Here is a 24,578-nt window from a genome sequence, read left to right as displayed (position 1 = left end):
TCCCCGGTATTATGCCATGACCCGGCATCAAAAATTCACCCAGTAACACTCTCCCATTTCAGGCCTGATAAACATCAGGCTAAATCGGTTTTACCGTCTCATCCAACAATCTTGTTCAATCAGCCGATGGTACTTTACATACGGGACTTGAATGGATTCTGAACATACCGGCTCAAGTTTAACCCAGCCAACTGATGAATCGTCTGACATTTGAACCTAATGACTTGCATTTAAAAACCGGCTTAGAATAAACACCTAACTTTAATTGATATGTTGCCCGCCGACTCAATATCCACCCCGAAGGATGCCCATGAACAACACCCACCCTGCCTTAGACGGCGATAAGCGCTTTGTCATCGAGCAATACAACGACCTCGCCCCATTCGCCAGTTTTTTGCCCGGTATCGCAGGCGCCCTGGGCCGCCCGGCTTGGGCTTTTTATGTCAACCGGGGCCAGGCCGTGGCCAGTTTCGGCGTGCGCAACAAAGACGGGGCCTTTTTGGAGTTCTTTCCTGCCGACAAGGCTTATCAACTGACGCCGTCACGAGGCTTTCGGACTTTCCTGAAAATTGCCGACGGCGACCGAATTCTGACTCACGAGCCTTTCCAGCGCGGATCGGGGCCGGAGGTCAAGCAACGCCTTTATGTCACGCCCCAGGAGGTCGGTGTCGAAGAGATCAATCCGCAATTGGGATTCAGTATCCGGGCCGATATGTTCACCTTGCCAGAGGCATCCGTGGCCGGTTTGCTGCGGCGGGTCGAGATCGTCAATACCTCCGGGCAGGCCAGAAAGATAGAGATCGTCGACGGTTTGCCGCAAGTGCTTCCCTTTGGCATGAACCAATGGATTTTGAAATTCATGAGCCGGACCTCGGAAGCGTTCATGCGGGTCGAAGGCGTCGAGGAAAACCTGCCGTTTTATCGATTGAAAGTATGGCCTACCGACTCGCCGCAGGTTGAGCCGGTGATCGCCTGCAATTTCTTCGCCGGATTCTTGAACGGCGGACGCACTCGCGTGGTGGTGGATGCGGAAAGAATTTTCGGCTTGGCCGGGGATTTTTCCAGGCCGGAACGTTTTTTTGCCGATGACGGCCTGGACTTCGATCATCAGGTGGCGGGCAACCAAACGCCGTCGGCTTTCCAGGCCATGAGCCTAGAACTCCAGCCGGGACAAAGCCAGGTGTTTTACGGCTTTTACGGCCATGCCGAATCGCAGCCGGTATTTGAGCAGTTCATTGCAGAGGCCGACAAAAAAGATTACTTCGAAGCCAAGCGGGAGGCAAACCGCAGCTTGATCGAAGGCATCACGCAACGAATTTTTACCGCGACGGCCAAGCCGCTATTCGATGCCCATGCCCGGCAGTGTTATCTCGACAACGGTTTGCGCGGCGGCTTTCCCAGGGAAGTGCCGGGCGGCGCGCAACTGTATTTGTTCGGCCGCAAGCACGGCGACCTGGAAAGGGACTACAACGACTTCCTGTTGCAGGATACGCCCTTTTCCGAAGGCAACGGCGATTTCCGCGACGTGCTGCAAAACCGCCGGATGGATTTGTTCTTCGATCCTGCGCTGGATGCCAAAAACATCCGCTATTTCTTCAACCTGGTTCAGGCGGACGGCTACAATCCTTGTTCTTTGCGGAACTCGCGTTTTACTGTTGATTTAAGTAGTACAAAGCCCTCTCCAGAGGGAGAGGGTTTATTTAATCCCCCTCATCCCGGCCTAATCATGCCGGACTCTCCTGTCCGCCACCCTACGGGCGAGTGCAAATCCGCTCCCGGCGGATTTGTCCCTCAGGGAGAAGGAGCACACATTCTTCAATCAACAGTATTACACCAAACCCTTGCCCCTCATTTCGCAAGGTTTGCAGGCCTCGAACAATTGCTGTCCCGAGAGTTTAAATACGCGGAATTATGGCAGTTGCTTCAAGGCGCGGAGAACCCGGAGCCGGTCATCAAGGAAATTTTGGCGCAAGCGCAGGAAGTGGAAGATGCCGAATTCGACCGTGGCTATTGGTCGGATCACTGGACTTATCTGCTGGATTTGCTGGTTAGCTACCAAGCGATTTTCCCGGACCGCTTGTCCGGCTTGTTTAAGGACAAGACCTACACCTTCTTCGATTCCACCCATTTTGTCGTGCCGCGCGCCCAAAAATACGTGGTGACGCCCAAAGGCGTCCGCCAATACGGCGCGGTACAGGGTAGCCCTGAGAAGGAATCCCTGATCAACTCCCGCGCCCGTCGTCGCCGCCAAGTCCGCTCGCAACGCGGCCACGGCGAGATCGTTTACACCACGCTGCCCGGAAAAATCCTGACGCTGGTCGCCAACAAGCTGGCCACGCTGGACCCGTTCGGCGTAGGCATAGAAATGGAAGCCGACCGCCCAGGCTGGTGCGATGCGTTGAACGGCCTGCCCGGCATTTTCGGGTCTTCGGTCAATGAAACCATTGAACTCAAGCGCTTGGTGGACTTTACCTTACATGCCCTGGCCGATGTTGATGGAGTATTTTCCCTGCCGACCGAGCTGGCGGACTTTATAGCCGGATTGGAAGCGCTGTTAAGTCGCCCCAACCTGACCCCAGAGTTATTCTGGCGGGAAAGCGGAGCCCAAAAGGAAGCCTACCGGGACAAAGTGTTCATGGGATTTGACGGTGCCGAACGCACGCTCTCTGTTGCAGCGGTGCAAACCTTCCTGGCGGCGGTTTCGAGCTATCTGGATGCCGCGATCAACAAAGCCCGGACGCCGGAAGGCATCGTCACCTATTTCTCCTATGAGGCCGAGCAATATCAGGAAATCGCGGACGGTAAGGCGGCTGTGACCCGCTTCAAGCAAAAACCGATACCGCTGTTTCTGGAAGGCTTCGTCCATGCCCTGCGCATCGCCGAACCGGAGGAAGTCCGGCGCTTATATGACGCCGCGCGTAACTCCGAACTGTTCGATAAAAAGTTGGGCATGTACCGCGTCAATGAGCCGCTCGGGGAAAATGCGCTGGAACTGGGACGGATCGGGGTTTTCAACTACGGCTGGTTGGAGAACGGCTCCATCTTCCTGCACATGCATTACAAGTTCGTGCTGGAAATGGTTCGGGCCGGGTTAATCGATGAGTTTTACGAGCAAATTGAACAGCTGCTGGTGGCTTTTCGCGATCCTGCGGAATACGGACGCAACCCGGTCGAAAACTCCAGCTTCTTGGTCAGCAGCGGTTTCGCTGTCGATCCTCGCCAACACGGAAGAGGCTGCGTAGCCCGTCTTTCGGGTTCCACGGTGGAATTTTTGCACCTCTGGACGCATCTTTTCCTGGGGTCGACTCCGTTTGTGTTCGAGGAAGGCAAGTTGCTGTTCAGACCCGCGCCGGTGTTGTCGAAGTCGTTTTTCTCCTCGGATGAGCAATTAGCCAATCCGTTCGGTTTTGAAGAAACCTTGCCGGCGGGCAGCGCGGCTTGCGCTTTATTGGGGACAACCTTGCTGGTCTACATCAACCCCGAGCACCAAGACACCTTCGGCGATGCCGCCGTAAAACCCTGCCGCTATCTGTTACATGGGCGGGACGGCATCATGCAGACCGTGGAAGGTCAACACCTTGAGGGGCAAATTGCAGAAGCGCTGCGTAACGGCCAATTCCGGCGGGTGGATGTGGTGCTTCGGTGATGAACCTTCTACTCATGGTTGTTTATGGGTGTGGGTGTGGGTGTGGGTGTGGGTGTGGGTGTGGGTGTGGCAATGGTATGCTTTACCATAACTAAAAGCCTATAATGCCGCTGAACCGCGATGAAAAAAAGGGCGCGAGTGAAATGTAATCAGTCCCTTTTCTCTGGGCACCTTGTAGGAGATATGACAATGTTGAAAAGTTATGAGGCGATTTATGATCATGGACGCATTAAATGGCTGGGTGAAGCGCCCAAATTTAAACGTGTGCGGGTGGTATTGGTGGCTGATGATGCCAATGAAATGGATGAGGCTCTTGTGGCGGAAAAACCTAATGGTGCGCAGTTAGTCAGCATTATCCGTGCAACACCGTTAGAACTATTGACAAGCATTGCCGATAAATTTGGCGATCCGGTGGAATGGCAGCGCGAACAACGCAAAGACCGGGTATTGCCAGGCCGTGAGGATGATTGATGATCCTTGACAGCAATATTGTGATTTACGCATTTGAGCCAAAATACCGTGAATCAAGTCTGGAGGATTTTTTACTGCAAGGCGAATTTTCCGTGTCGAACGTAACCCGCTTGGAAGTGATGGGTTATTGGCGAAACTCCGATGCTGAGTTTAGACGTTTCGAGTTGTTTTTTGACGCGACTCATGTCCTTGACGTTTCATTTGAAATTATTGACCGTGCCATTCAATTGCGTCGCCAACGAAGCATGGGACTGGCCGATGCCATGATTGCGGCTACCGCCTTGATTCACCAATTACCGCTGGTAACCCATAATACCCGAGATTTTCAATGGATTTCGGAGTTGGAGTTAATTGATCCGTTGGCGGAGTCTAGCCCATGAATTTAAAATCCTGGCTTGAAACTTTCAGGCATCATCAGGATGTTTTTAATATTGATGGGCAGCAAAATGTTGGGCAACGAAAAGGTTTTGCCCAACCTTAGCTTGAGGAAAAAGTGTGACCATTAAATTCATTGAGAAAAACGAACACCTAAAGATTGAGCAGGATGGTAAAGAGTTACTTTCCATACCCTGCCAAAGCTCCGATGGCTCAGTTTTGAAGTATTATACTGAGGATGTAGATAAGGAACTTTCTCTCATAATATGTAATTCACCGGCAGGCGATATTCCAAAAGGGTTAGAGTATTCATGGGAATTTGAATCTAAAGAGTTTCCTAATGCGAATTGGCTTGCCTTTAAAAAAGAGAATGAATCTGTACAAGTTAAACTTTCTATTACGTTTTCTTGGGAAGAATGGAATCAGCCATTTACTATCCAGGAGTTTTTGGAGTGCTACAAGAATGAAATGTCTAATATTGGGTTTAAAACCGAAATAAATAAAGAAGAAGGCTGGGCATCTCTTGATATTATTTTCTTTGTGCTCGATGGGATAGTCTTGCATAGAATTGATGAGGTAATTCATGAGGCAAAGAAAGAATATCAATCATTGGTAGTAAAACTTGCAAGAGCCGGTTCAGAAAATATATTCGTGAAAGTATTTAATTTTCCCAAAGAATACGAGTCTATTTGTACTCAATATTTGGTCTGGTTTGGAGAGTTTCTTCTTAACTTGGGGATAAATGCAGATGTATCGGCTGAAAATAACAGACATCAAACATCGTTAATTGTTTCGCCAAAGGAAGCGCCAGAACTTTTAATTAAAATAGAACAATTATTCTATCAGTACCTATCGTTGCCATATATCGAGTACTTACCTGCACAAGCTGTGTCAGCCTCAGTTGAAGATAAATATCTTCTTCAAATGCTTTTTAGCCAAGTTGAAAACTTTAAGAATCAGATTCAAATGAAAGACGCTATTATAGAAATGAAGGAATTATCTATTGCCTCTTTAAAAGATAACCTTCATGAAAAAGAGAAAAAGATACTTTTGATTCAAAGCATGAAGAATGCTAAAGACATTGAAATGTTTGGAGGGGCAATAAGCTTGGGTGAAATTAAATTGGGCCCGCTAAAATTTGATCCGAAGAAATTGTTAGATGCATTTAAAGCAAGTAGCCTGGATGAAGCGTAGCGGAATCCGGGACTTCGTGGCACTGATCATCCCGTATTCCGCTATGCTTCATACGGGCTACGCAATTTTCCCCCGTTAGGGCCGGGGTTTGCAACCCCGGCCCTAACGTTTCTGCGATTTCTGAGCTAAAGAACCAAAATTAATTAACGCAAAATGTTTCGGTCGGGGCAACATGCCCCGATCGGCTTTAGCACATTCTATGGACTCTATCAGCAGCAAGTAGCCGTGTTGATTTTGCATCCAAATGGGGTTAAAACCGACATGGGCGAATACAATGTGCCACGCCCAGTTGAAAAGGATGCGGAACTTAATGAAAGTTTTGATTTAGAAAACAGCGGCAGTTCTCTTAATTTTAAAGGCCGATAATTGCCGTGGCGTAGTACCTTAGAGCGCAAGTCATCATCGTTAGCCACAGGCCAATCTGGGCAGGCGATCATGAAAAAACCCTTATACCCAAAGGGCATAAGTTTCGTTTGAGCAGACAAGCTGCTCAACTCAGCTTTAATGTTGAAGCAAGGGAAACCACTATGAAAGATAAAAATGCCGAACCTAAAGTGTCTGTTTTTCAACACAGTAAAGATTTGCAAGATCCTGTGTTTCACCAGAAGGCTGTGTTGCACAAACAATTGTTTTTTACTTTGGCAGTCGCCGTTGGAATTTTTTTCTCTGCATCTGTTGCCGCCAACAGCGCGGAGGTGGAAGCCGCCATTGATTTGATGAAGCAATCGCACATGGATCAATGCCAAAAAATAAAAATCAAGAAAGAACTTCTGATAGCCCATCAGCATCACGATCAAGCCAAATTAAAAGCCTTAGCCCCCGAACTTGATGCCATTAACAAACGCCTCAAACCGACGGAAGACAAATTAACAATTTTAAAATCCGCCATGATGAAAAACCCCGATGACGAAAGCGACTTTGCAACCGCCATGCTTTACTTGGACGCATGCAATTGAACCTTCAACACGATTAGATGCACTTAACGCTGATCGGGTGGAAATGACGGGATTGCCGCCGTCATTCCTCCCACACCACCGGACATGCGGTTTTCCCGAGCAGGACGGGCAACATGCCCCGTCCTGCTACTCGTTGTTCCGATTTGCTGTGCGACACGTCCGGCAACTGCGCAACGTATTTCGCAAAGTGCGGACGGAACGGCCTTTCACCATCGACGCCATTGTTATTCTGCCGGATCACTTGCATGCTGTTTGGACGTTGCCTGACGGCGATGCCGGTTACTCGGGACGCTGGCGGGCGATCAAATCCAACTCTACGCACGAACTGTGGCTGTCGGGAATGCCGTTAACGCCGGACAAATGCGGTGAATATCGGCTTTGGCAACGTTTCTCCCTTGAAACCGAAAAGACACTATTATTGTATTTTGTAGACGCTACCCTTGGCCGGAAACCGTAGTACAATCATAAGAGCCTGCCTTCGCTATCTCTACTTAGGAAATCACTATGACAGTCATTGAAATAGAAAAATTGTCCGTCACAGAAAAAATACAAGTTATGGAATCTCTTTGGGACAGCTTATGTACTGATGCTGATAACATCAACTCTCCGGCTTGGCATTCCGAGGTATTACAACAAAGGGAAGAAATGCTTAATGATGGAACCGATACCTTTATCGATTGGAATGATGCAAAAAAGGACATTCGCAACCAGCTTCCATGAAAATCCAAATACAGCGATCTGCGCAACGGGATTTAATCGATGGTTACCGGTTTTATAAGCAGCAGGCTTGGGAAGTTATTTTGTAGATACGCTTTTTTCAGACATTGACTCATTGATAATTAACGCCGGAGTTCATCAGATCTATTTCGGGAAATATCATCGCTTATTATCAAAACGATTCCCGTTTGCCGTTTATTATCGGGTTGAAAATCAAACCGCACGAGTCTATGCCGTTCTTGATTGCCGAAGGCACCCGGCATGGACAAGGAAAAAACTGAGCCAAAAATAAGTTTTTTACACCGCCCGCCAAACATAAGTAGCTACGGCGTTTGCTGGCAGAGTGGCTACTGCACTTTTCCCCTGAAAGCGGATAGTAAAGAAACGTGCTTCAGCTTCGTCATTGAGCGCGATCAGAACGATATAACCCTCGGGCGTCAGAAAGGCCACATTCGGTAAGAACTCGTGCTCATCGGAATAAATCTTCACCGAACCGGGGCGGACGAATTTCGCGGCATGGGCGATCACATAATAGGCGACGTTGCGGGCAACCTCTTCGCCGATGGTCAAAGCGCCGACGCAACGGGCCTCGCCGCCGGGCGTATGGGGGCGGCAAAACGGATCGGAAGCCAGGTTCCATTCAAGCACTACCCGGCTCCAGTTGCGTAGGGAACCGATCAGCACGTTTTTCATGTGCCACATCGAATCCCCCCCGAACTGCCCGTCTATCCCCACCCACTGTTCGGTGAAATACAGTTTCATATCCGGGTAAGCCCGATGCACTTCGGAAAGGGCTGAAATGTCGCCGCCGTACAGATGCCAAGCCGATCCGCTCAGGTAACGGCGCGCTTTAGCATCTGCGAAGACTTCCAAAGGATACTCAGGGACATCGCAATTGTGGTCCCAGCAAAACAGCTCCACATCGGCCAACCCGGCTGTCGACAAAGCCGGCCCCAGATGATTTTTGATGAACTCGGCCTGCTCGCCCGCTTCCATGACCATGCTGGGTTCGTTTTTTTCATTCAAGGGTTCGTTCTGCGGGGTGATCGCATGGACGGTGATGCCTCTGTTCCGCATTGTTTGCAGGTATTTGACCAGGTAGGCTGCGTAAACAGCGTAGCAATCCGATCTTAGTTTGCCGCCGACAAAACTCTGGTTGGTCTTCATCCAGGTTGGAGCCGACCAAGTTGTAGCCATGATCTTGATCTCGGGGTTGATCGACAAAATCTCCCGCAACAGCGGAATGACTTCACGGTCGCCGGCCTCGATGTCGAAATGGGCAAGCTCAAAGTCCGATTGTCCGGCAGGCCTGTCGTCATAGCTAAAGCAGCGCTCGCTCAGATCCGACGCACCGATGCTCAGACGCAGAAAACTAACGCCGATGCCGTCCTCATCGGGCAAAAACAGCTCCCGCAACAATGCTTTCCTGTCAGCGGCGGACAAGCGACCGATCAGCATCGCGCTGCCGCCGGTCAACGAAAAACCGAATCCCTCGATGACCTGATACTTCTGCTTGGCATCCACGGTTATCACAGGGAAATCATTGGCGTTGTCGGCAAAACAGAGCTCATTCGGCTGCCGTTGGAACAACGCAGTTTGGTCGGCGGTGGTCAGCCAAACCGCCAAAAAAGAAGAAGGATCTTCCCAAAAAGGAAAAAACGGATCATGGGGATGGGTTTGTTCTGGCATGGAAGTTCCTTTGGAGAAACAACTGGCATTACACACAAAAAAGGGCCAGGCATTCCGCCTAACCCTTTGATCTTTTTGGAGCCAATGATGGGAGTCGAACCCACGACCTACTGATTACGAATCAGTTGCTCTACCAACTGAGCTACATCGGCTTTAGTGCTTATCGTAACTTAGAATGTTACCGTAAAACCATTTAAAACTTATCAATCGACTGGTAGTTATCCAGCATATCCAGACTTTCGGCTACAGCTTTACAGGTGATCTTGCCGTCACAGGTATTAATCGCTTTTGCCAGTGTCTTATCGGTCATTAAAGCCCCTTTCCCTGCATCGGCTATTTTCAGGACATAGGGTAATGTCGCATCGGACAAAGCGATGGTTGATGTTCTGGGATACGCGCCCGGCATGTTGGTCACGCAATAATGGATGACATCGTGTTTGATAAATACCGGGTTGGTATGCGAGGTTGGCTTTGATGTTGCTATGCAGCCGCCCTGATCGATGCTGACATCGACAACAACCGTTCCCTTAGCCATCGACTTGATCATGTCTTCAGTGATTATTTTGGGTGCTTTGGCGCCATGAACCAGCACGGCTCCGACAACCAAATCGGCGTCTTTTACATGCTCGCCGATATTTTCAGGAGTCGACAAGAAAAACTCTACATCCGGCAATGATGCGGTTTTTATTTGCTGCATGTGTGCCTGATCAATACCTGCAACAAACACATCGGCCCCCATTCCGCCGGCTACCTGGGCGGCATGTTGGCCGACCACGCCATCACCGATGATCACGACCTTGCCATGCCGTTTGCCCAGCACTTTGCCTAACTGGACTCCCCTGCCCTGATTGAATTCGGCAAGATAATAACCGCCCATCAGCGCGGCCATGTTTCCGGCAACGGCGCTCATCGGCGCAAGCAGTGGCAAGCGTCCCTGTTCATCTTCCAGGGTTTCGTAGGCAATCGCCGCTGTGCCTTTTTTTAACAGCTCCTGGGTCAAGCTCGGCGTCACACCCGCCAGATGAAAATAGGTAAAAATCATCTGCCGGTCCAAATAAGAGTATTCGGATTCCAAGGGCTCTTTGACTTTGACCACCAGATCGACCGCCCAGGCAGCGGAGGCTGAAACCAACTGTGCGCCAGCCTGCTGATATTGCTCGTTGCTAAATCCCGAGCCTAATCCGGCATCGATCTCAATAAGGACCTGATGTCCTTTTTGAATTAAATGCCGCACGCCGTCGGGTGTGATTGCAACCCGGCCTTCCTGATCTTTTATTTCTTTGGGGACGCCAATTTTCATTGCTTTATCCTAGCCTCTTTTTTGCGTAACTGAGCGCGCCCAACAAGGCGACCTCGGGGTTGGTGCAGACTTTAACCGATAGTTTCTGCAACACGGCCCGGCAGCGTCCTTTTGCCAAAAAACCGCGCATAAATTCACCTTGTTGCAGCACGGGCAGAATTTTTGCGCCTATGCCTCCGGCCAGGTAAACGCCGCCATACGGCAGGCATTTAAGCGCCAGATTTCCCGATTCCGAACCATAGAGCCGGCAAAACAGTTTTAACGCCTCAACGCACAACGCATCGCTGCCGGAAACGCCCGCTTCGCCTATGACTGCGGCAGGATCCCGCTCGGTCATCTGCTGTTCGGTTTCCGAATTGGTTTGTGCGTAGTTAATGTGTTTGAGAAATTGATAAATGTTGATCAGGCCTTCACCTGACAGCAATCGCTCCCAGCTGACATGCTCCGGGTACTTTTCCATCAAGTGCCTGAGCAAGGCTATTTCCTGCTCATTAGTCGGCGAAAAATCGGTATGCCCGCCTTCGCTGGCGATAACCTGATGCGCGGCGCCATCCCATGCGATGATTGCCTCGCCCAAGCCTGTTCCGGCGGCAACTACGGCAGTATGGCCTTGCTGACTTTGCGCATCGGGATTCAATTCAACGAAATTACGCTCCGGCAAATCCAGCAAACCCCATGCGGCGGCTTCCAGGTCATTCAACAACCAGACATTTTGGCTGTTTACGCGCTCGCCGATCTCTTTACTGCTGAGCACCCACGGCAAATTGGTTGTTTCGCAACGGCCGTTGTCAACAACGCCGGCGACTCCGATGCAAACGGCCGCTACCTGCGGGCAAGCGGCATCGGTCAAAAATTCCGACAATAATGCGGTAAACGTCTGATAGTTCGCGCTGGGAAATTGCTCTTTTTTAAGGCATTTAACCTCATCGCCTTCCGTCTTAAACAGCGCCAGGATGGTTTTTGTACCGCCTACGTCGCCGGCTAAAATCATTGTGTACCTTCGTAGCTGTTGAATACCTTGGTGTGGTTTTCGCGGTCGAAACTCAGCACTTTATAAGCGTCCTTGCTATCGCCCATCTCCATGCCGGGACTGCCGTCAACCATGCCGGGAACGGCTATTCCGGCAACTTTAGATTTGGTTGTCAACAGCGTCTTAATGTCGTTTGCAGGCACATGGCCTTCGACAATATAGCCGTCGACGATGGCCGTGTGGCAGGATGCTATTTCCCGGCTAACGCCGTATTTATCCTTTACCGCCTGCACGTCATTGGTGACGACATCTTTTACATTGAAATTATTATCTTTCAGATGCTCCAACCACTTGCCGCAACAAGTGCAGCTTGGGCTTCTATGAACCACGATGTCGATAGGCTTGTCCTCAGCCCTAACGCCCGCCGTATTGGCAGCGAGCAAGCCGATTATCAACAAGTTTTTCAATATTTTCATGCTCGAAACTCCTAATATTTTGATGCTTAGTCCTGATGATAAGCCCGGCTATGCTCATGCACGGCATCGACCATCGCTTTAACATGATCAGGGTTCATATCGGGCAAGATGCCGTGCCCCAAGTTGAACACATGGCCGGAACCCGAACCGTATTTATGCAAAATGGTTTTTACTTTTCCAGTAATGACGTCCGGGTTTGCATAAAGCGCAACCGGGTCCATATTGCCCTGCAAGGCGACACGATGGCCTACTCTGGCGCGAGCCTGTTGCATATCGGTCTGCCAATCGAGGCCCAATGCATCATAGCCTGAATCGGCCATGGCTTCCAGCCAAAGCCCGCCGCCTTTAGTGAACAGGATGGTCGGAACCTGTTGCCCGTCTACATGGGTTTTAAGCTGCGCCCTGACTTGCTTGGCGTAGTATAAGGAAAATTCGGCATAATCTTCGGTCGACAACATGCCGCCCCAGGTATCGAACAGCATGACCGCCTGAGCGCCCGCCTCGATCTGCGCATTCAAATAGGCCGCAACCGATTGCGCCAACTTGTCCAACATAACGTGCATCAACTTGGGCTGTTCGTACATCATGCCTTTAACTTTTTGAAAGCTCTTGCTGCTGCCGCCCTCGACCATATAGGTTGCCAGCGTCCAGGGGCTGCCGGAAAAGCCGATCAACGGAACGCTGCCTTGCAGGTTTTTCCGTATCAGCCGAACCGCATCGACCACGTAACGCAAATCGGTTTCAGGATCAGGAACCGGTAATTTAGCGACATCGGCTGCGGTTCTGACCGGATGAGTAAATTTAGGCCCTTCGCCTTCGGTAAAATAAAGTCCCAAACCCATTGCGTCGGGAATGGTCAATATATCCGAAAACAGAATCGCCGCATCGAAGTCAAAACGCCGTAACGGCTGCAAGGTGACTTCGCAAGCCAGCTCAGGATTGGTGCACAGATCTAAAAAACTGCCGGCCTGCTCCCTGACCTTTCTGTATTCAGGTAAATAACGACCCGCCTGGCGCATCATCCAAATCGGTGTGTACTCAACAGGTTGTTTTAACAGCGCTCTAATAAAGGTGTCGTTTTTTAATACTGTCATGGATTTAATTATTCAGGTTTAAAATTTTGTAGGATGGGTAGAACGGTAGCGAAACCCATCCTACACAACTTAGTTATTGTTTTATCGCGCTCATTTTTCTTACCAGCGCCTTTCGGAATTCGAACGGCAAGGATTGTCTGGCTTTATTTGCCGATGCCATATCAGAATATGAACCGTAAACTAAAATGAACTTCTGTTGACCGTTCGCTATCGTGTTAATGGTTCTAAACCCCGAACTCATCTCCGGATATTTCCTGAGCAGGCCGTCAACCGACGATTGTTTGGATAATACCATAAGTTGCAGGGTGAAATTATTTGCCGACTGCGCCAATGATTCGTTAGTCTCCACTTGCCGGGGCACCAACGTTTCTACAACCGCCCCTCCGGGAAGCGGCGCAATTTCTACGGGCTTTTCAGGTATCTGAATGGTTTCCAGACCATTGGGTGTAAACGGCTTAAAACTGTCCGCCAGCTTCTTCAACTGCGCTTGTCTGGTTTTTTCTTGCTCAACCGCACGCTGCGCAGCCGCTTGTTTATTTTTAAGCGGTTGATCAACCGCAGGCACCGGCTCGGACGGGGCTTTAACTTCCGGCTTTACGGGAACGGGAGGCTCGATGACCTGCTGTTGCCGGGCATCAGGGGCTTTTTCAGCGGACGGTTGTTCAGGCGGCTTAATCGGCGTTTCAGGCTGTGCTGCGGGAACCGCAGCTTGCCCAGCCCCTACACCTGTATTTACGCCAGCCGCTGGCTCTATGGCATTTGCCGGCGCGGCTTGCACCGGCTGCGGTATTACCGGCTGGGCAGCCGGCAATACCGGTTCTTTCGGTAATTCATTCGGGCGTTGCCCGACTTCTTGCACCGGTGCAGTCGTGCCGCTTGCTGCGTTACCGTCGCTCCCTGCAGTCGACAGATCCAGCATTATCGGGGTCTCTGTTCGTGGCGGAGGCGGGATGTCGATAATATCTGTTTTTTGTTGAACGGGCGCGGGCGCAACGGTTTTGTCATCCTTTTTTGATGTTGTCAGCAATTGAATACCGAACACTATCGCAATGGCTGCTGCAACGGTAATGACAAACATCCATTTCAATTTTCCGCCCGGCTTGGCGACGGGCAAGCCGGACACTTCAGCGATAATACGCCCCGGAACACCATGCGTTTCCCGATAGATGTGCTCTATCATGTTTTCGCCGATTGCATCAAACGGCAAGTTTAAAGAAGGTTTTGTGGACAGATGCTGTAAAAAATCGCCGCACTGCCTCTCCGATAAAGGCGGGATTTCAACAATATGACAATCATCAACCGCACGATCCGATCCCCGTTTCATCTGCAATTCGTCATGCGTTAAGGCGAAGATGACCCTTAAAACAGGATTTGCCGCGGCATATTGAATGACGGCCGTGATCAGGCCCGGTACTAATTCGCCGGCATTATCGACAATCAATACGATTTGTTTATATTGCCCCGGCGACCGGACCCTGGCTAACTGCTCGTAAATCGCCTCAAAGCTTAAGTCGGCATTGCCTTGCATCAGGCAATACCGCCGTGATTCAGTCTTGCGCTCCTGCAAAACGTTAAGCAGCGTCGTTTTACCGATGCCTTTCGGCCCGCAGACGACAAGGGCTTGCGTCAGGTTTGAAAGCAGATGGATTAATAAATCAAGCTTCTGCATCCGCTCCTTTGTTATCAAGGAATGAACAGCCTCATTTGCCGGGTCCCGGCGCGGCTGTTTTATCCAGAGGACATCATCATCTTCTACCATAAGTTTTAAGCGTCATCTCCAATAATTCTCGATCTACGTCAACAGGCAGAGTTGCCATGCCGATTTTTTGCAACAGGATCAGTCTGATTTGACCGTCTACATTTTTTTTGTCTACCGCCATTAATTCCAAAAACCGGTCCGAAGCAATTTGCTCCGGCGGATGTACGGGCAATCCGGCTTTTTTAAACAGCGCAATAATTCTTTCGACATCTTCATCGTTCAGCCAGCCTTTTCGTCTGGAAAGATCGGCGGCCTGGCAGGTGCCGATGGCGACCGCCTCGCCATGAAGGTATGCGCCGTAACCGGCGCCGGTTTCTATCGCATGGCCGAAAGTATGGCCTAAATTTAACGTCGCCCTGACGCCGGTTTCGGTTTCATCCTCGGCGACAATTTCGGCCTTGTTAATGCACGACCGCTCAATCGCATAAGCCAATGCCTGCTTGTCTCTAGTCAATAACGCATCGATATTGTGCTCCAGCCATTCAAAGAACTCAGCATCCCTGATCAAGCCGTATTTAATCACTTCGGCCAGCCCCGCCGCTAATTGGCGGTCATCCAGCGTATCCAAAACGTCGGCGTCGGCGATAACGCATTGCGGCTGGTAAAAAGCGCCGATCATGTTTTTACCCAGCGGATGATTAACGCCGGTTTTTCCGCCTACCGAGGAATCGACCTGAGCCAACAATGTTGTCGGTATTTGCAGAAAAGGAATCCCTCGCTGATAGCAGGCCGCCCCAAAGCCGCCCATGTCGCCGATAACGCCGCCGCCTAACGCGATCAGGCTGGCGTTACGGCTAAATCTGCACGCCAGCAGCTTATCGAAAATTTGCGCGACAACATCCAAAGTCTTGAATTGTTCGCCATCGGGCAGTATCACTGTTTCAACAATATAGCCCTGTAAGTTTTTTAAAACTGTGTCCAGGTACAACGGGGCAATGGTTTCATTGGTAACCACGACAACCTGCTTGGACTTTATATGCTTTGTGAATAATTCGGACTGGCCCAATAAACCGGAGCCTATATAAATCGGGTAACTACGGTCACCTAATTCAACCTGTAATTTTTTCATATTTATCAACGCTTATAGATTGGATTGGCGTAGCGCAATCCGGTATTTGCCGCTTCGATGTGCCGGGTTACGCTACGCCAACCCGTTCTTTGTAGATTTTGTTTGCTAACGGTTAACTGACTTATATTCTTCTAAAATACGGCTGACAACTTCTTTGCTTTGCATAACGCCGGTATCAACTTTAAAATCGGCGCAAGACAAATACAGGGGTTCACGCTGCGTGAATAAGGTCTCTATACGTTCTCTGGGATTATCCGTTTTCAGCAGTGGACGCTGCGTGTCCCTGCGCGTCCTCTCCAGAATCCTTTCTACCGAGCATTGCAGATAAACGATAAAACCATTTTCCTTCAACAACCTGCGATTTTCTTCACGCAAAACAGCACCGCCGCCGGTAGCCAGCACAATACCCTTCATTTGCGTCAATTGCTGAATCATCTTCTGTTCCCGATCCCTGAATCCCTCTTCTCCCTCGAACTCGAATATAGTCGGAATATCCACACCGGTTCTTTCCTCAATCGCCTTGTCGCTGTCATAAAAAGGTACTGACAACGCTCTGGCTAATTGCCGCCCTATCGTGGTTTTCCCTGCACCCATCAGGCCTACTAAATATATATTCTCTGATCGCGTCATAACCTGCCTTCCTGCGGCTAAACCATTAAAAAAGGGGGCATTATGCCCCCTTTTTGATCCAAGTAGAAGCAATCAATCGCTGACCAGATTATCCTGCATGATTTTCGGCGTGACAAAAATCAGTAATTCTTTCTTAGTCTTCTCCTCTGTTGAATTGGTAAATAAAAACCCAATACCCGGCAGGTCGGCGAAAAATGGGATTTTATTCTTGCCTATTGATTCAGACCCTTCATAAACGCCTCCTAAAACAACCGTCTCTCCATCCTCAACGAGAACCGAGGTTTTGATCTGTCTTTTGTCAATCCCGGGGTTGCCCGAAACAGGATTGCTTGTTGTATTCTCATTATCCTTCTTAACCAGCAAATTCATGATAACCGAGCCATTGGGGGTAATCTGCGGCGTTGCGTTTAACTCAAGGACGGCATCGATATAAGTCGTTGTCGGCGGTGTATTGGCCGTCCCAGGCGTTGTCACCGGAATCTGAACACCTTGCGTCATAACCGCCGTGCATCGGTCCATCGTCATTACCCTCGGGTTGGACACTATTTCCCCCCTGCCTTCAATTTGTAATGCCTGTAGCTCAAGATTCAACACATAATCGGCGCCTCTGGCGAGGGTCATTCCCAACGCCCCCGGCGGAGTCGCCGTTAGGGCTTCGACGCCCAAATCGACCAGCAAATCGGTTGGTTTTCTTGTGTTTATAGTAGGATCCCCCCCACTTGAAGCCACCTCAGTTCCCCCCACAGCGAACGTTTTACTGGAACCTATAGTCGCTTCTTTTGCTACACCAAACTTGACGCCTAAATTTTCAGTAAAACTATCATCGGCAATCACAACCCGCGCCTCAATCATCACCTGACGCACAGGAACATCAAGCTTGCGTATCAGTTTCTTGACCTCATCCAGGCGCTTCGCCGTCTCGCGAACAATCAAGGTATTGGTTCTGGCATCGACAACGGCCGATCCGCGGGCAGAAAGCAAGCCAAACTTGTCATTACCGCCTTCCGAACCACTGGCGCTACCAGCCCCGCCGGTCTGGCCTTGACCGGCTTGCCCCCCGCCCGTGGCGCCGCCGGCGGAAGCGGAAGAGGCCGTTGTTGATGAAGCAGTTCCAGTTGCGCCGGTCACCCCGCAACTGCCAAAAGCACCGGTATCGCGGCCATTCAACAGATTTCTAAAGTTCTCTGCCTTGGCGTAATTGATTTTAATGTACTCTGTCACCAGCGGATCCAGCTGTTCAACAACTTTATCGGTTTCCTGCTGTTTCTGCTTGTAGTCCTTGATCTTGTCCAGCGTTGAAATCAGCGTGACATTACCGGACTCGTACTTGCCCAACTCCTTGGTCATCATGATAAAGTCGAGCGCTTCATCCCAAGGCACATCGTCCAGCTTTAAGGTAATCGTACCCGTTACATCATCGCCGGCAACCACATTCTGCCCGGTAAATTCGGCCAGAATGGCAATCACACTGCGGATTTCGATTTCCTGGAAATTTAAAGATAACCTGTCGCCGGTATATTTGGTGCGCGACCTTTCCAGCGCATCTTTCTCTTCATTGCTTAAGGGGCGAAACTCAACGGTCAACAACCCGTCCGCTTGAAACACCGAATAATCGTAAAGCGCATTTTGCAGCGTCACGGTAATCGTGGTTTGCTGGTCGGCCGACACGGTATCAATAAACTTGACCGGCGTTGCAAACTCGGAGACATCGAGCCTTTTAGCCAAACTTTGAGGTAAGCGGGTGTTTAAAAAACTGATGACGACTTTCCCACCTTGTTCCTTAGAGTTAACGATAGTGTTGGGATTAGCCAGCGAAACCAGTATGCGTCCCTCGCCTTTGTCGCCGCGCTTAAAGTCAAACCCGCTAATATCTTGTGCGGGGATTAAGGCTGCCACTACTGCATTAGTCGTCTTTGTTAGGACAGGCGCTGTCGGCTTTGGCGGCGTTGCAACAGCCGGTGGAAGAGCCGGCGGTTTTAACTCGGCAGGCATTACAGCCTTTGCCCGCGTTAGGGTCAGTACCACTTTATTGCCGACCACCTTGGTATCAAACGGTATTGTCTCAAGCAGGTTAACAACAACACGAACCCTGTCGCCCGCTTCCACGACATAAACGCTGTTCGCCGCCCCCTGATTGATCGGGTACATTTTTTTTGCCAGTCCGCTTTTTACACCCGGAAAATCCAGGGCGATACGCGCAGGATTATCGGTTTTAAATACTTTAGGCGTAGCCGCGGGCCCCGTCATTTCCATTTCAATCTGCAACTTATCAGCTGACGGCGTCGCAAAATCTATCTTTGATAACAACAGTTCACCTGCCTGAGCAGATGCGAGCTGAAATACGAATAGGAGCAAACCTAAGCCAATAGGCATACATGATGATCGCCACGTCTTACCCTGCCCCCTGAACGGTATGGCTCCCCTGTGGGTATTCGCCATAACGCAGCCTTGTTTATTATTCATTTATTGTCCTCAAAATCACTCTGTCAACGCTATTGAAGCCGGTTGTTCGCGCCACGTTCCCGGCTTATCGGGCACTATTTCGATCAATTCGATTTTATCGCTAACTATCCGTATGATTTTCCCATAATTTTTACCCATATAGTTCCCAACTTTGACGCGATAGATAGTGCCGTCGCTGGCTTTTACCAATCCCCACAAACTCGACTTCATATCGACAGTACCCACCATTTTCAGGACATCCAAAGGGAACATCTCCAGCTCTTCTTTACGCCGCGCCGTATCCGGTTTTATGCCACTAGCCTTTGAAACATCTACGCTGTCGGCCTGTTCGGGCTGCTCCAACGGCTTAAACGGATCGCGCAAGCCTTCCGGTTTAAAAATAAAAGGCTCAATAACTTTGATTTCAGGCAAGGGCTTAATGGCCTCTTTAGGCCTGGCCTTAACTTCCGCTATATAGCGGTTTAAGTCCGCAAAGTCATCGTTGCCGCATCCGGTCAACAAAGCTATAAAAACCACACAAGTTACGACCGCCAAGGATGGTGGAAGTGTCGCAACGGGTAGGGAACCCGTGCAACCGACCGCCAAGGATGGCGGGAGTGTCGCAACGGGTAGGGAACCCGTGCAACCGACCGCCAAGGATGGCGGGAGTGTCGCAACGGGTAGGGAACTCGTGCGACCGACCGCCAAGGGTGACGGAAGTGTCGCGACCGGTACGACTGCATGGATGCAGGAGGTAGAGCAACGCAGGGAGCTGTTGCCGAGGGAATCGGTGCGGCGTTGCAAACCTGCTTGTGCGGCTCCACTGGACAAAGGCAATTTGTTATATTCCATTACTTTCTCGCCCTTTTCTTTTTGGCCGTCTCAGCGGCTTCATCAACGCTTTCGTTATAGGTCTTTACCGTTGCATTCATCTTCATTTCCCCGGTCTTTCCGTCCTTGCTTTCGGGAATAATATTTACGTCGTGTACGGTAACAATCCGCGGCAACGAGGCCAAACCACTCACAAACAACCCCAGCTCCTCATATTTTCCAATAACCTCTATCTCGATCGGCAACTCTGAATAGAAGTCTTTTCGAATCGCCGCACCCGGTTTAAATAACCGGAATTCCAGACCGCTGGCCAATCCTGTCTGGGAAATATCAATCAACAGGCTGGCAAGCTCTTCTTTTGTCGGCATTTGGCGGATCATATCCTCCAGTTCCGTTTCAATTTGCGTCAATTGATCCTGATAATCCTGAAGATTGATTGATTTCTTTTGCTTCGTCTCAAACGCCTGCTTTAACTCCCGCTCTTTTTTCTCGGAGACATCAAGCGCCGCCAATTGATCAAGCGTGTCATAGTAAACACCCGCACTAAAAACCAGAACGCATATGACGGCAATCGCCGCCGCTTTAATGGGCAATGGCCAAGACCCCGCCTCATTAAGATCCCAGTTAATTTCCGACAAATTCATTAGTTCCCCCCGGCCGGACGGATCGCTTCCTTACCGCTTGCGGGACTTCCGCCACCCGTGGCAGTCGCGGCTTGCGCATCTTGACCGCCTTGCTTTGCATGCAGAATGAAATCGCTTAACTGTTCGGAATTAACCTTACTTCCAGTATGAATCACATCAAGCGTAGGAACTTTAAGCCAGGCCGAAGCCTCAATAGCCCGCATAAAAGCGGAAACGCGGGCATTGGTTTGCGACTTGCCTTCAAAATTCAGCTCATCCCCTTTCTGGGTGAACTTCGTCAGAAAAACCCCGTCCGGTGTAACTCTCGGAAGCTCATCGAATAAATGCACAATCTCAGGACGGCTTTCCTGTAATTTCTGAATTAATTCTATTTTGGTCAGCAACTTGCTTTTTTGTTCCTCAATTGTTTTGATTTTGGCGATTTTTATATCCAATAATGCTATTTCGTCCTGTATTAGCTTGTTTCTTTGTTCCTGATAAGCCTTTAATCCCTCGATATACATGTGAAGCCCGGCAAAAATAAGCGCCGTGAATAAAACCGCCACGCCGATGGCATTGATAAAATCCTGTTTTTTCTGCGCGCGCAGCTCTTCACGCCACGGGAGCAAATTGATTTTTGCCATTAATCAAAACTCCTCAATGCCAACCCGCACGCAATCATCATTGCCGATGCATCGTTACTCAATGACTGAGGTTTTACCTTATTGGATAGCGCCATATTGATGAAAGGATTGGCTATAAAGGTAGGTATTCCTAGGGTCTGTTGAACCAGTTTGTCGATGCCGGGTATTGAGGCGCAACCGCCCGCCAGAACAAGATTGTCGATACGTCTATTCGCGCTTGATGAAATAAAAAACTGTATCGACCGCTGAATTTGCTGAACCATTGCCCGTTTAAACGGCTCAAGTACGTCGACTGCATAGTTATCCGGCAGTCCGCCCAGCTTTTTTGCCAAGCCGGCCTCTTCATAAGTTAAACCGTAGCGGCGCTGAATCTCTTCAGTCAACTGCCTGCCGCCAAAGCCTTGCTCTCTTGTGTACACGGTACGGCAATTATGTAGAACATTTAACGCCGTCATGGTTGCCCCGATATCCACAATAGCAACCGTCTGGCCTTCAACGGCATCCGGCAATTGATCAATCAGCAAGGTAAAGGCGTTTTCCATCGCAAAGGCTTCAACATCGACAATTTTGGCTTTCAAACCGGCCTTGACCAACACTTCGACGCGATCCGCGATAATCTCCTTTCTCGACGCCGCGAGCAGCACATTGACCATTTCAGGGTTATTTTCATTTTGCCCCTGTACTTCAAAATCGAAATTAACCTCGTCAAGCGAGTAAGGCACATACTGGTCCGCTTCAACCATGATTTGATCTTCCATTTCATCATCGGTTAATGAAGCGGGCATCGGTATCACCTTGGTCATCACTGAAGAGCCGGCAACAGCGACAGACGCTTGCTTTAACTTTGAGCCGGATTGCTTTAAAGCGATTTTTATCGCTTCAGCGATCACTTCAATGTTTGCTATATTTTTATCAACAACAGCATCTTGCGGCAAAGGCGCTACCGCATAACTTTCAACCCGGTAACGGGCGCCGACCTTGCTCAATTCGAGCAATTTTATAGCTGCGGTACTGATATCAATACCTAGAACGGCGCTCTGTTTCTGCCCAAACCAACTCATGAACTATCCCTTGAAAAACTTGACGACATCGTGACCGATCAGCTGCAATGCCGGGTTTTCAGCTACAATCAACAATGACAAAACTTATTTACTGGCGAAAGTATAGTAGCCTTTTTTATTTTGATGCTTAAAATGTTCAATTTATTTGCTCGATCCGTTGCTTTTTATCTCCAGTGAAAATCATTTCTGCCGGCATTTACTAAAAATGTATCTTTTTATTCATAAAGCTTGCGCTCTTACCTCTACCGTACCGTTTCCCGGGATTTCTTGTGGCTAAACTTTTAAAATGGTTCGCTGTTTTTTTTATCACCATTACATTGGGCTTAGCTATTTCCGGCTATTTTTTATACAACAAGCTTGCCGCCGACCTGCCTGATGTTAAGACCCTGCATAATGTTCAGTACCAGACGCCTTTAAGCGTTTATAGTGCGGATAATTTGCTGATTGCTCAATTTGGCGAAAAAAAACGCGCACCGGTCAATATAGAGGAAGTCCCGCCGCAACTGATTAATGCTTTCATTGCCGCTGAGGACGACAGTTTTTACCAGCACCCCGGCGTCGATTTCAAAGGCCTGCTTCGGGCCGGTCTACACCTTGCCTTAACCGGCAAGAAAAAACAGGGCGGCAGCACCATCACCATGCAGGTTACCCGTAACTTCCTGTTGAGCAGCGAGAAAACTTACACCCGTAAGTTAAAGGAAATCATGCTGGCGTTGAAAATAGAACGCGAGTACCCGAAAAACAAAATCCTGGAACTTTACTTAAACCAGATTTTCATGGGCCACAGAGCCTACGGCGTTGCCGCTGCCGCCCAGGTTTATTACGGAAAATCCCTGTCGGAACTTAACTTGGCCGAATACGCGATGATTGCCGGGCTACCCAAAGCGCCATCGACATACAACCCCATTACAAATGAAGCGCGAGCCATTGAACGGCGCAATTATGTCTTGCACCGTATGCTTGAGCTTAACCATATCAGCCAACAGGAATACGAGGACGCATCCGGGCAACCCTCTACAGCCAAGCTGCAAACAGTCTCTCCTGAAATTTCGGCGCTTTATTTCGCCGAAATGGTTCGGCAAAAAATCTTCGAGCTCTATGGCGAGCAAGCCTATACCTCCGGCTTCAAGGTCTATACAACAATCAACGGAACGCTGCAATCGACGGCGAATCAGGCGCTTAACAATACCTTGCACGCCTATGACCAACGCCACGGCTATCGCCACTTACGCACCAGGACCAGCAATTTCAACGAAGCTTCCGCTCCTGCTCACGCCCCTCGCCTACTTCCTGTAGGCGAACTTCCCGTCATCGGCGATACATTGCCCGCCACCGTTCTACGCGTAAAAGATAATATTGCAACTGCCGCTCTTCAAGACCGCTCTGTCATTGAAATACCGTCGGAAAATATTAAATGGACCGGCAACTCTATCGCAAACCTGTTAAAAACAGGCGACATTATCCGCGTTCGTCAGCTACAAAATAACACCTGGACTTTAACGCAAGTGCCCGAGGTAGAAGGCGCATTTGTTTCTTTAAATCCCGCCAACGGCGCCATTTTGGCGTTAACCGGCGGTTTCGATTTTTACCGCAACAAATACAATCGCGCGACCCAATCAAAAAGACAGCCGGGGTCGGGCTTTAAACCCATCATTTACACCACCGCCCTGGAACAAGGCTACACCGCAGCCAGTCTTATTAACGATGCGCCTATCGTCATCGATATTCCAGGCCAGGAAAATGAATGGCGGCCGGAAAATTACAACAAGAAATTCTACGGTCCAACCAGTATCAGGGCGGCTATAACCCACTCAAGAAACATTATCTCCATCCGCCTATTACAGGAAATGGGCGTTGAAAAAGCCGTTGCAACGGCTTTGCGCTTCGGCTTTACTGAAGAGCAAATACCCAAAACCCTGTCACTGGCGCTGGGCAGCGGCTATGCATCCCCACTGCAAATGGCTCGGGTTTACGCCACATTCGCCAACGGCGGCTTCCTGATCACTCCCTATTTTATTGAACGCATTGAATCCAACGAAGGCGAGATTATTTATCAGGCCAAACCTAAAACCCCCTGCCCTTCCTGCGACAGCAGCGAGGAATTAAAACGCAACTACGCACCCCGAATTATTACGCCGCAAATTTGTTTTCTGATGAATTCGTTGCTAAGAGATGTCGTCCAACATGGTACGGCAACCGATGCAAAAGTATTGGGCAGACAGGATCTTGCCGGAAAAACAGGAACCACAAACGAACAGCGCGACGCCTGGTTCAATGGCTACACGCAATCGAATGTCGCCACCGCATGGGTCGGATTTGATGATTTTTCCCCGCTGGGGAATCGTGAAACGGGCGGTGTAGCCGCATTACCGATGTGGATAGAGTTTATGCAAACAGCATTAAAAGATACCCCCGATACGCCTCTTGAAGCGCCGGAAGGCATAGTAAAAGCGTTTATAAACCCTGAGACCGGCCTGCTAACAGAGGCCGCAAATAAAGACGGGATATGGGAGTACTTTCAAGCTGACCGCGTGCCGACAAGCTTCACGTCCGGCGACTCGACGACTGATTCCAGTCAATCTACTGAACAACCCGCAGAAGACCTGTTTTGAGACAACACAGGGCGGGGTT

The 24,578-nt window shown here is 49.7% G+C and carries 22 protein-coding genes and 1 tRNA gene; 9 read left to right on the top strand and 14 right to left on the bottom strand.

Annotation, left to right across the window (positions count from 1 at the left end):
- Nucleotides 1-310: 310 nt before the first annotated feature.
- The 8 genes from B0F88_RS19745 (at nt 311) to B0F88_RS12340 (ending at nt 7,362) form a co-directional block, all read left to right on the top strand.
- Nucleotides 311-3,646 carry a hypothetical protein gene (locus tag B0F88_RS19745; protein WP_258076651.1) on the top strand — a complete coding sequence of 1,112 codons (3,336 nt, stop codon included), beginning with the start codon at nt 311-313 and terminating at the stop codon, nt 3,644-3,646.
- A gap of 189 nt (nt 3,647-3,835) precedes the next feature.
- Nucleotides 3,836-4,117 carry a hypothetical protein gene (locus tag B0F88_RS12370; protein WP_104424232.1) on the top strand — a complete coding sequence of 94 codons (282 nt, stop codon included), beginning with the start codon at nt 3,836-3,838 and terminating at the stop codon, nt 4,115-4,117.
- Nucleotides 4,117-4,497 (top strand): type II toxin-antitoxin system VapC family toxin, encoded by a 381-nt coding sequence (locus B0F88_RS12365; RefSeq protein ID WP_104424231.1) that lies wholly within the window; start codon nt 4,117-4,119, stop codon nt 4,495-4,497. The genes B0F88_RS12370 and B0F88_RS12365 overlap by 1 nt, the downstream gene beginning before the upstream one ends.
- A 115-nt stretch (nt 4,498-4,612) precedes the next feature.
- Nucleotides 4,613-5,686, top strand: a complete 1,074-nt coding sequence (locus B0F88_RS12360; protein WP_104424230.1) for a hypothetical protein — start codon at nt 4,613-4,615, stop codon at nt 5,684-5,686.
- A 225-nt stretch (nt 5,687-5,911) separates the two neighbouring features.
- Complete coding sequence (locus B0F88_RS19395) at nt 5,912-6,052, top strand: hypothetical protein (protein WP_181049897.1); 141 nt, start codon at nt 5,912-5,914, stop codon at nt 6,050-6,052.
- Nucleotides 6,053-6,213: 161 nt separating this feature from the next.
- Nucleotides 6,214-6,642, top strand: coding sequence for a hypothetical protein (locus B0F88_RS12350; protein ID WP_104424228.1), 429 nt, complete (start codon nt 6,214-6,216; stop codon nt 6,640-6,642).
- Nucleotides 6,590-7,099: a hypothetical protein gene (locus B0F88_RS19390; protein WP_181049896.1), complete on the top strand. Its 510-nt coding sequence runs from the start codon at nt 6,590-6,592 to the stop codon at nt 7,097-7,099. The genes B0F88_RS12350 and B0F88_RS19390 overlap by 53 nt, the downstream gene beginning before the upstream one ends.
- Nucleotides 7,100-7,146: 47 nt before the next feature.
- Nucleotides 7,147-7,362: an addiction module protein gene (locus B0F88_RS12340; RefSeq protein ID WP_104424226.1), complete on the top strand. Its 216-nt coding sequence runs from the start codon at nt 7,147-7,149 to the stop codon at nt 7,360-7,362.
- A gap of 294 nt (nt 7,363-7,656) precedes the next feature.
- Here B0F88_RS12340 and B0F88_RS12330 read toward each other — a convergent pair whose 3' ends face one another.
- The 14 genes from B0F88_RS12330 to B0F88_RS12265 form a co-directional block, all read right to left on the bottom strand.
- On the bottom strand, nt 7,657-9,048 hold the full coding sequence (locus B0F88_RS12330) for a glycoside hydrolase family 30 protein (RefSeq protein ID WP_104424225.1): 1,392 nt from the start codon (nt 9,046-9,048) through the stop codon (nt 7,657-7,659).
- A gap of 76 nt (nt 9,049-9,124) precedes the next feature.
- Nucleotides 9,125-9,200: transfer RNA gene (locus tag B0F88_RS12325), tRNA-Thr, on the bottom strand.
- Between the two features lie 41 nt (nt 9,201-9,241).
- The gene (gene ald, locus B0F88_RS12320; protein ID WP_104424224.1) at nt 9,242-10,348 is read right to left on the bottom strand and encodes an alanine dehydrogenase; all 1,107 of its coding nucleotides are present in this window, start codon (nt 10,346-10,348) and stop codon (nt 9,242-9,244) included.
- A gap of 4 nt (nt 10,349-10,352) precedes the next feature.
- The gene (gene glk / locus B0F88_RS12315; RefSeq protein WP_104424223.1) at nt 10,353-11,339 is read right to left on the bottom strand and encodes a glucokinase; all 987 of its coding nucleotides are present in this window, start codon (nt 11,337-11,339) and stop codon (nt 10,353-10,355) included.
- The gene (locus B0F88_RS12310; RefSeq protein WP_104424222.1) at nt 11,336-11,794 is read right to left on the bottom strand and encodes a DUF411 domain-containing protein; all 459 of its coding nucleotides are present in this window, start codon (nt 11,792-11,794) and stop codon (nt 11,336-11,338) included. Before B0F88_RS12310 ends, glk begins: the two co-directional genes overlap by 4 nt.
- 26 nt (nt 11,795-11,820) lie before the next feature.
- On the bottom strand, nt 11,821-12,888 hold the full coding sequence (gene hemE / locus B0F88_RS12305) for a uroporphyrinogen decarboxylase (protein WP_104424221.1): 1,068 nt from the start codon (nt 12,886-12,888) through the stop codon (nt 11,821-11,823).
- A 73-nt stretch (nt 12,889-12,961) separates the two neighbouring features.
- Nucleotides 12,962-14,557 carry a hypothetical protein gene (locus B0F88_RS12300; RefSeq protein WP_146083349.1) on the bottom strand — a complete coding sequence of 532 codons (1,596 nt, stop codon included), beginning with the start codon at nt 14,555-14,557 and terminating at the stop codon, nt 12,962-12,964.
- Nucleotides 14,558-14,633: 76 nt separating this feature from the next.
- Nucleotides 14,634-15,716, bottom strand: coding sequence for a 3-dehydroquinate synthase (gene aroB / locus B0F88_RS12295; protein WP_104424219.1), 1,083 nt, complete (start codon nt 15,714-15,716; stop codon nt 14,634-14,636).
- Between the two features lie 105 nt (nt 15,717-15,821).
- Nucleotides 15,822-16,346 carry a shikimate kinase AroK gene (gene aroK, locus B0F88_RS12290; RefSeq protein WP_104424218.1) on the bottom strand — a complete coding sequence of 175 codons (525 nt, stop codon included), beginning with the start codon at nt 16,344-16,346 and terminating at the stop codon, nt 15,822-15,824.
- Between the two features lie 72 nt (nt 16,347-16,418).
- Nucleotides 16,419-18,809 carry a type IV pilus secretin family protein gene (gene pilQ / locus B0F88_RS12285; protein WP_104424217.1) on the bottom strand — a complete coding sequence of 797 codons (2,391 nt, stop codon included), beginning with the start codon at nt 18,807-18,809 and terminating at the stop codon, nt 16,419-16,421.
- 15 nt (nt 18,810-18,824) lie between these two features.
- Nucleotides 18,825-19,343, bottom strand: a complete 519-nt coding sequence (locus B0F88_RS12280; protein WP_258076655.1) for a pilus assembly protein PilP — start codon at nt 19,341-19,343, stop codon at nt 18,825-18,827.
- 296 nt (nt 19,344-19,639) lie between these two features.
- The gene (locus B0F88_RS12275; protein ID WP_104424216.1) at nt 19,640-20,263 is read right to left on the bottom strand and encodes a type IV pilus inner membrane component PilO; all 624 of its coding nucleotides are present in this window, start codon (nt 20,261-20,263) and stop codon (nt 19,640-19,642) included.
- Nucleotides 20,263-20,886: a PilN domain-containing protein gene (locus B0F88_RS12270; RefSeq protein WP_104424215.1), complete on the bottom strand. Its 624-nt coding sequence runs from the start codon at nt 20,884-20,886 to the stop codon at nt 20,263-20,265. The genes B0F88_RS12275 and B0F88_RS12270 overlap by 1 nt, the downstream gene beginning before the upstream one ends.
- Nucleotides 20,886-21,947 (bottom strand): pilus assembly protein PilM, encoded by a 1,062-nt coding sequence (locus B0F88_RS12265; protein WP_104424214.1) that lies wholly within the window; start codon nt 21,945-21,947, stop codon nt 20,886-20,888. Before B0F88_RS12265 ends, B0F88_RS12270 begins: the two co-directional genes overlap by 1 nt.
- A 269-nt stretch (nt 21,948-22,216) precedes the next feature.
- Here B0F88_RS12265 and B0F88_RS12260 point away from each other — a divergent pair, with 269 nt between their 5' ends.
- Entirely contained in the window at nt 22,217-24,559 is a 2,343-nt protein-coding gene (locus B0F88_RS12260; RefSeq protein ID WP_104424213.1) for a penicillin-binding protein 1A, read from the top strand.
- Nucleotides 24,560-24,578 lie beyond the last annotated feature (19 nt).

The organism is Methylobacter tundripaludum (assembly GCF_002934365.1).
Classification (GTDB): domain Bacteria; phylum Pseudomonadota; class Gammaproteobacteria; order Methylococcales; family Methylomonadaceae; genus Methylobacter_A; species Methylobacter_A tundripaludum_A.
The sequence above is the reverse complement of the archived record's forward strand: the minus strand, read 5'-3'. Positions and strand labels throughout refer to the sequence as shown.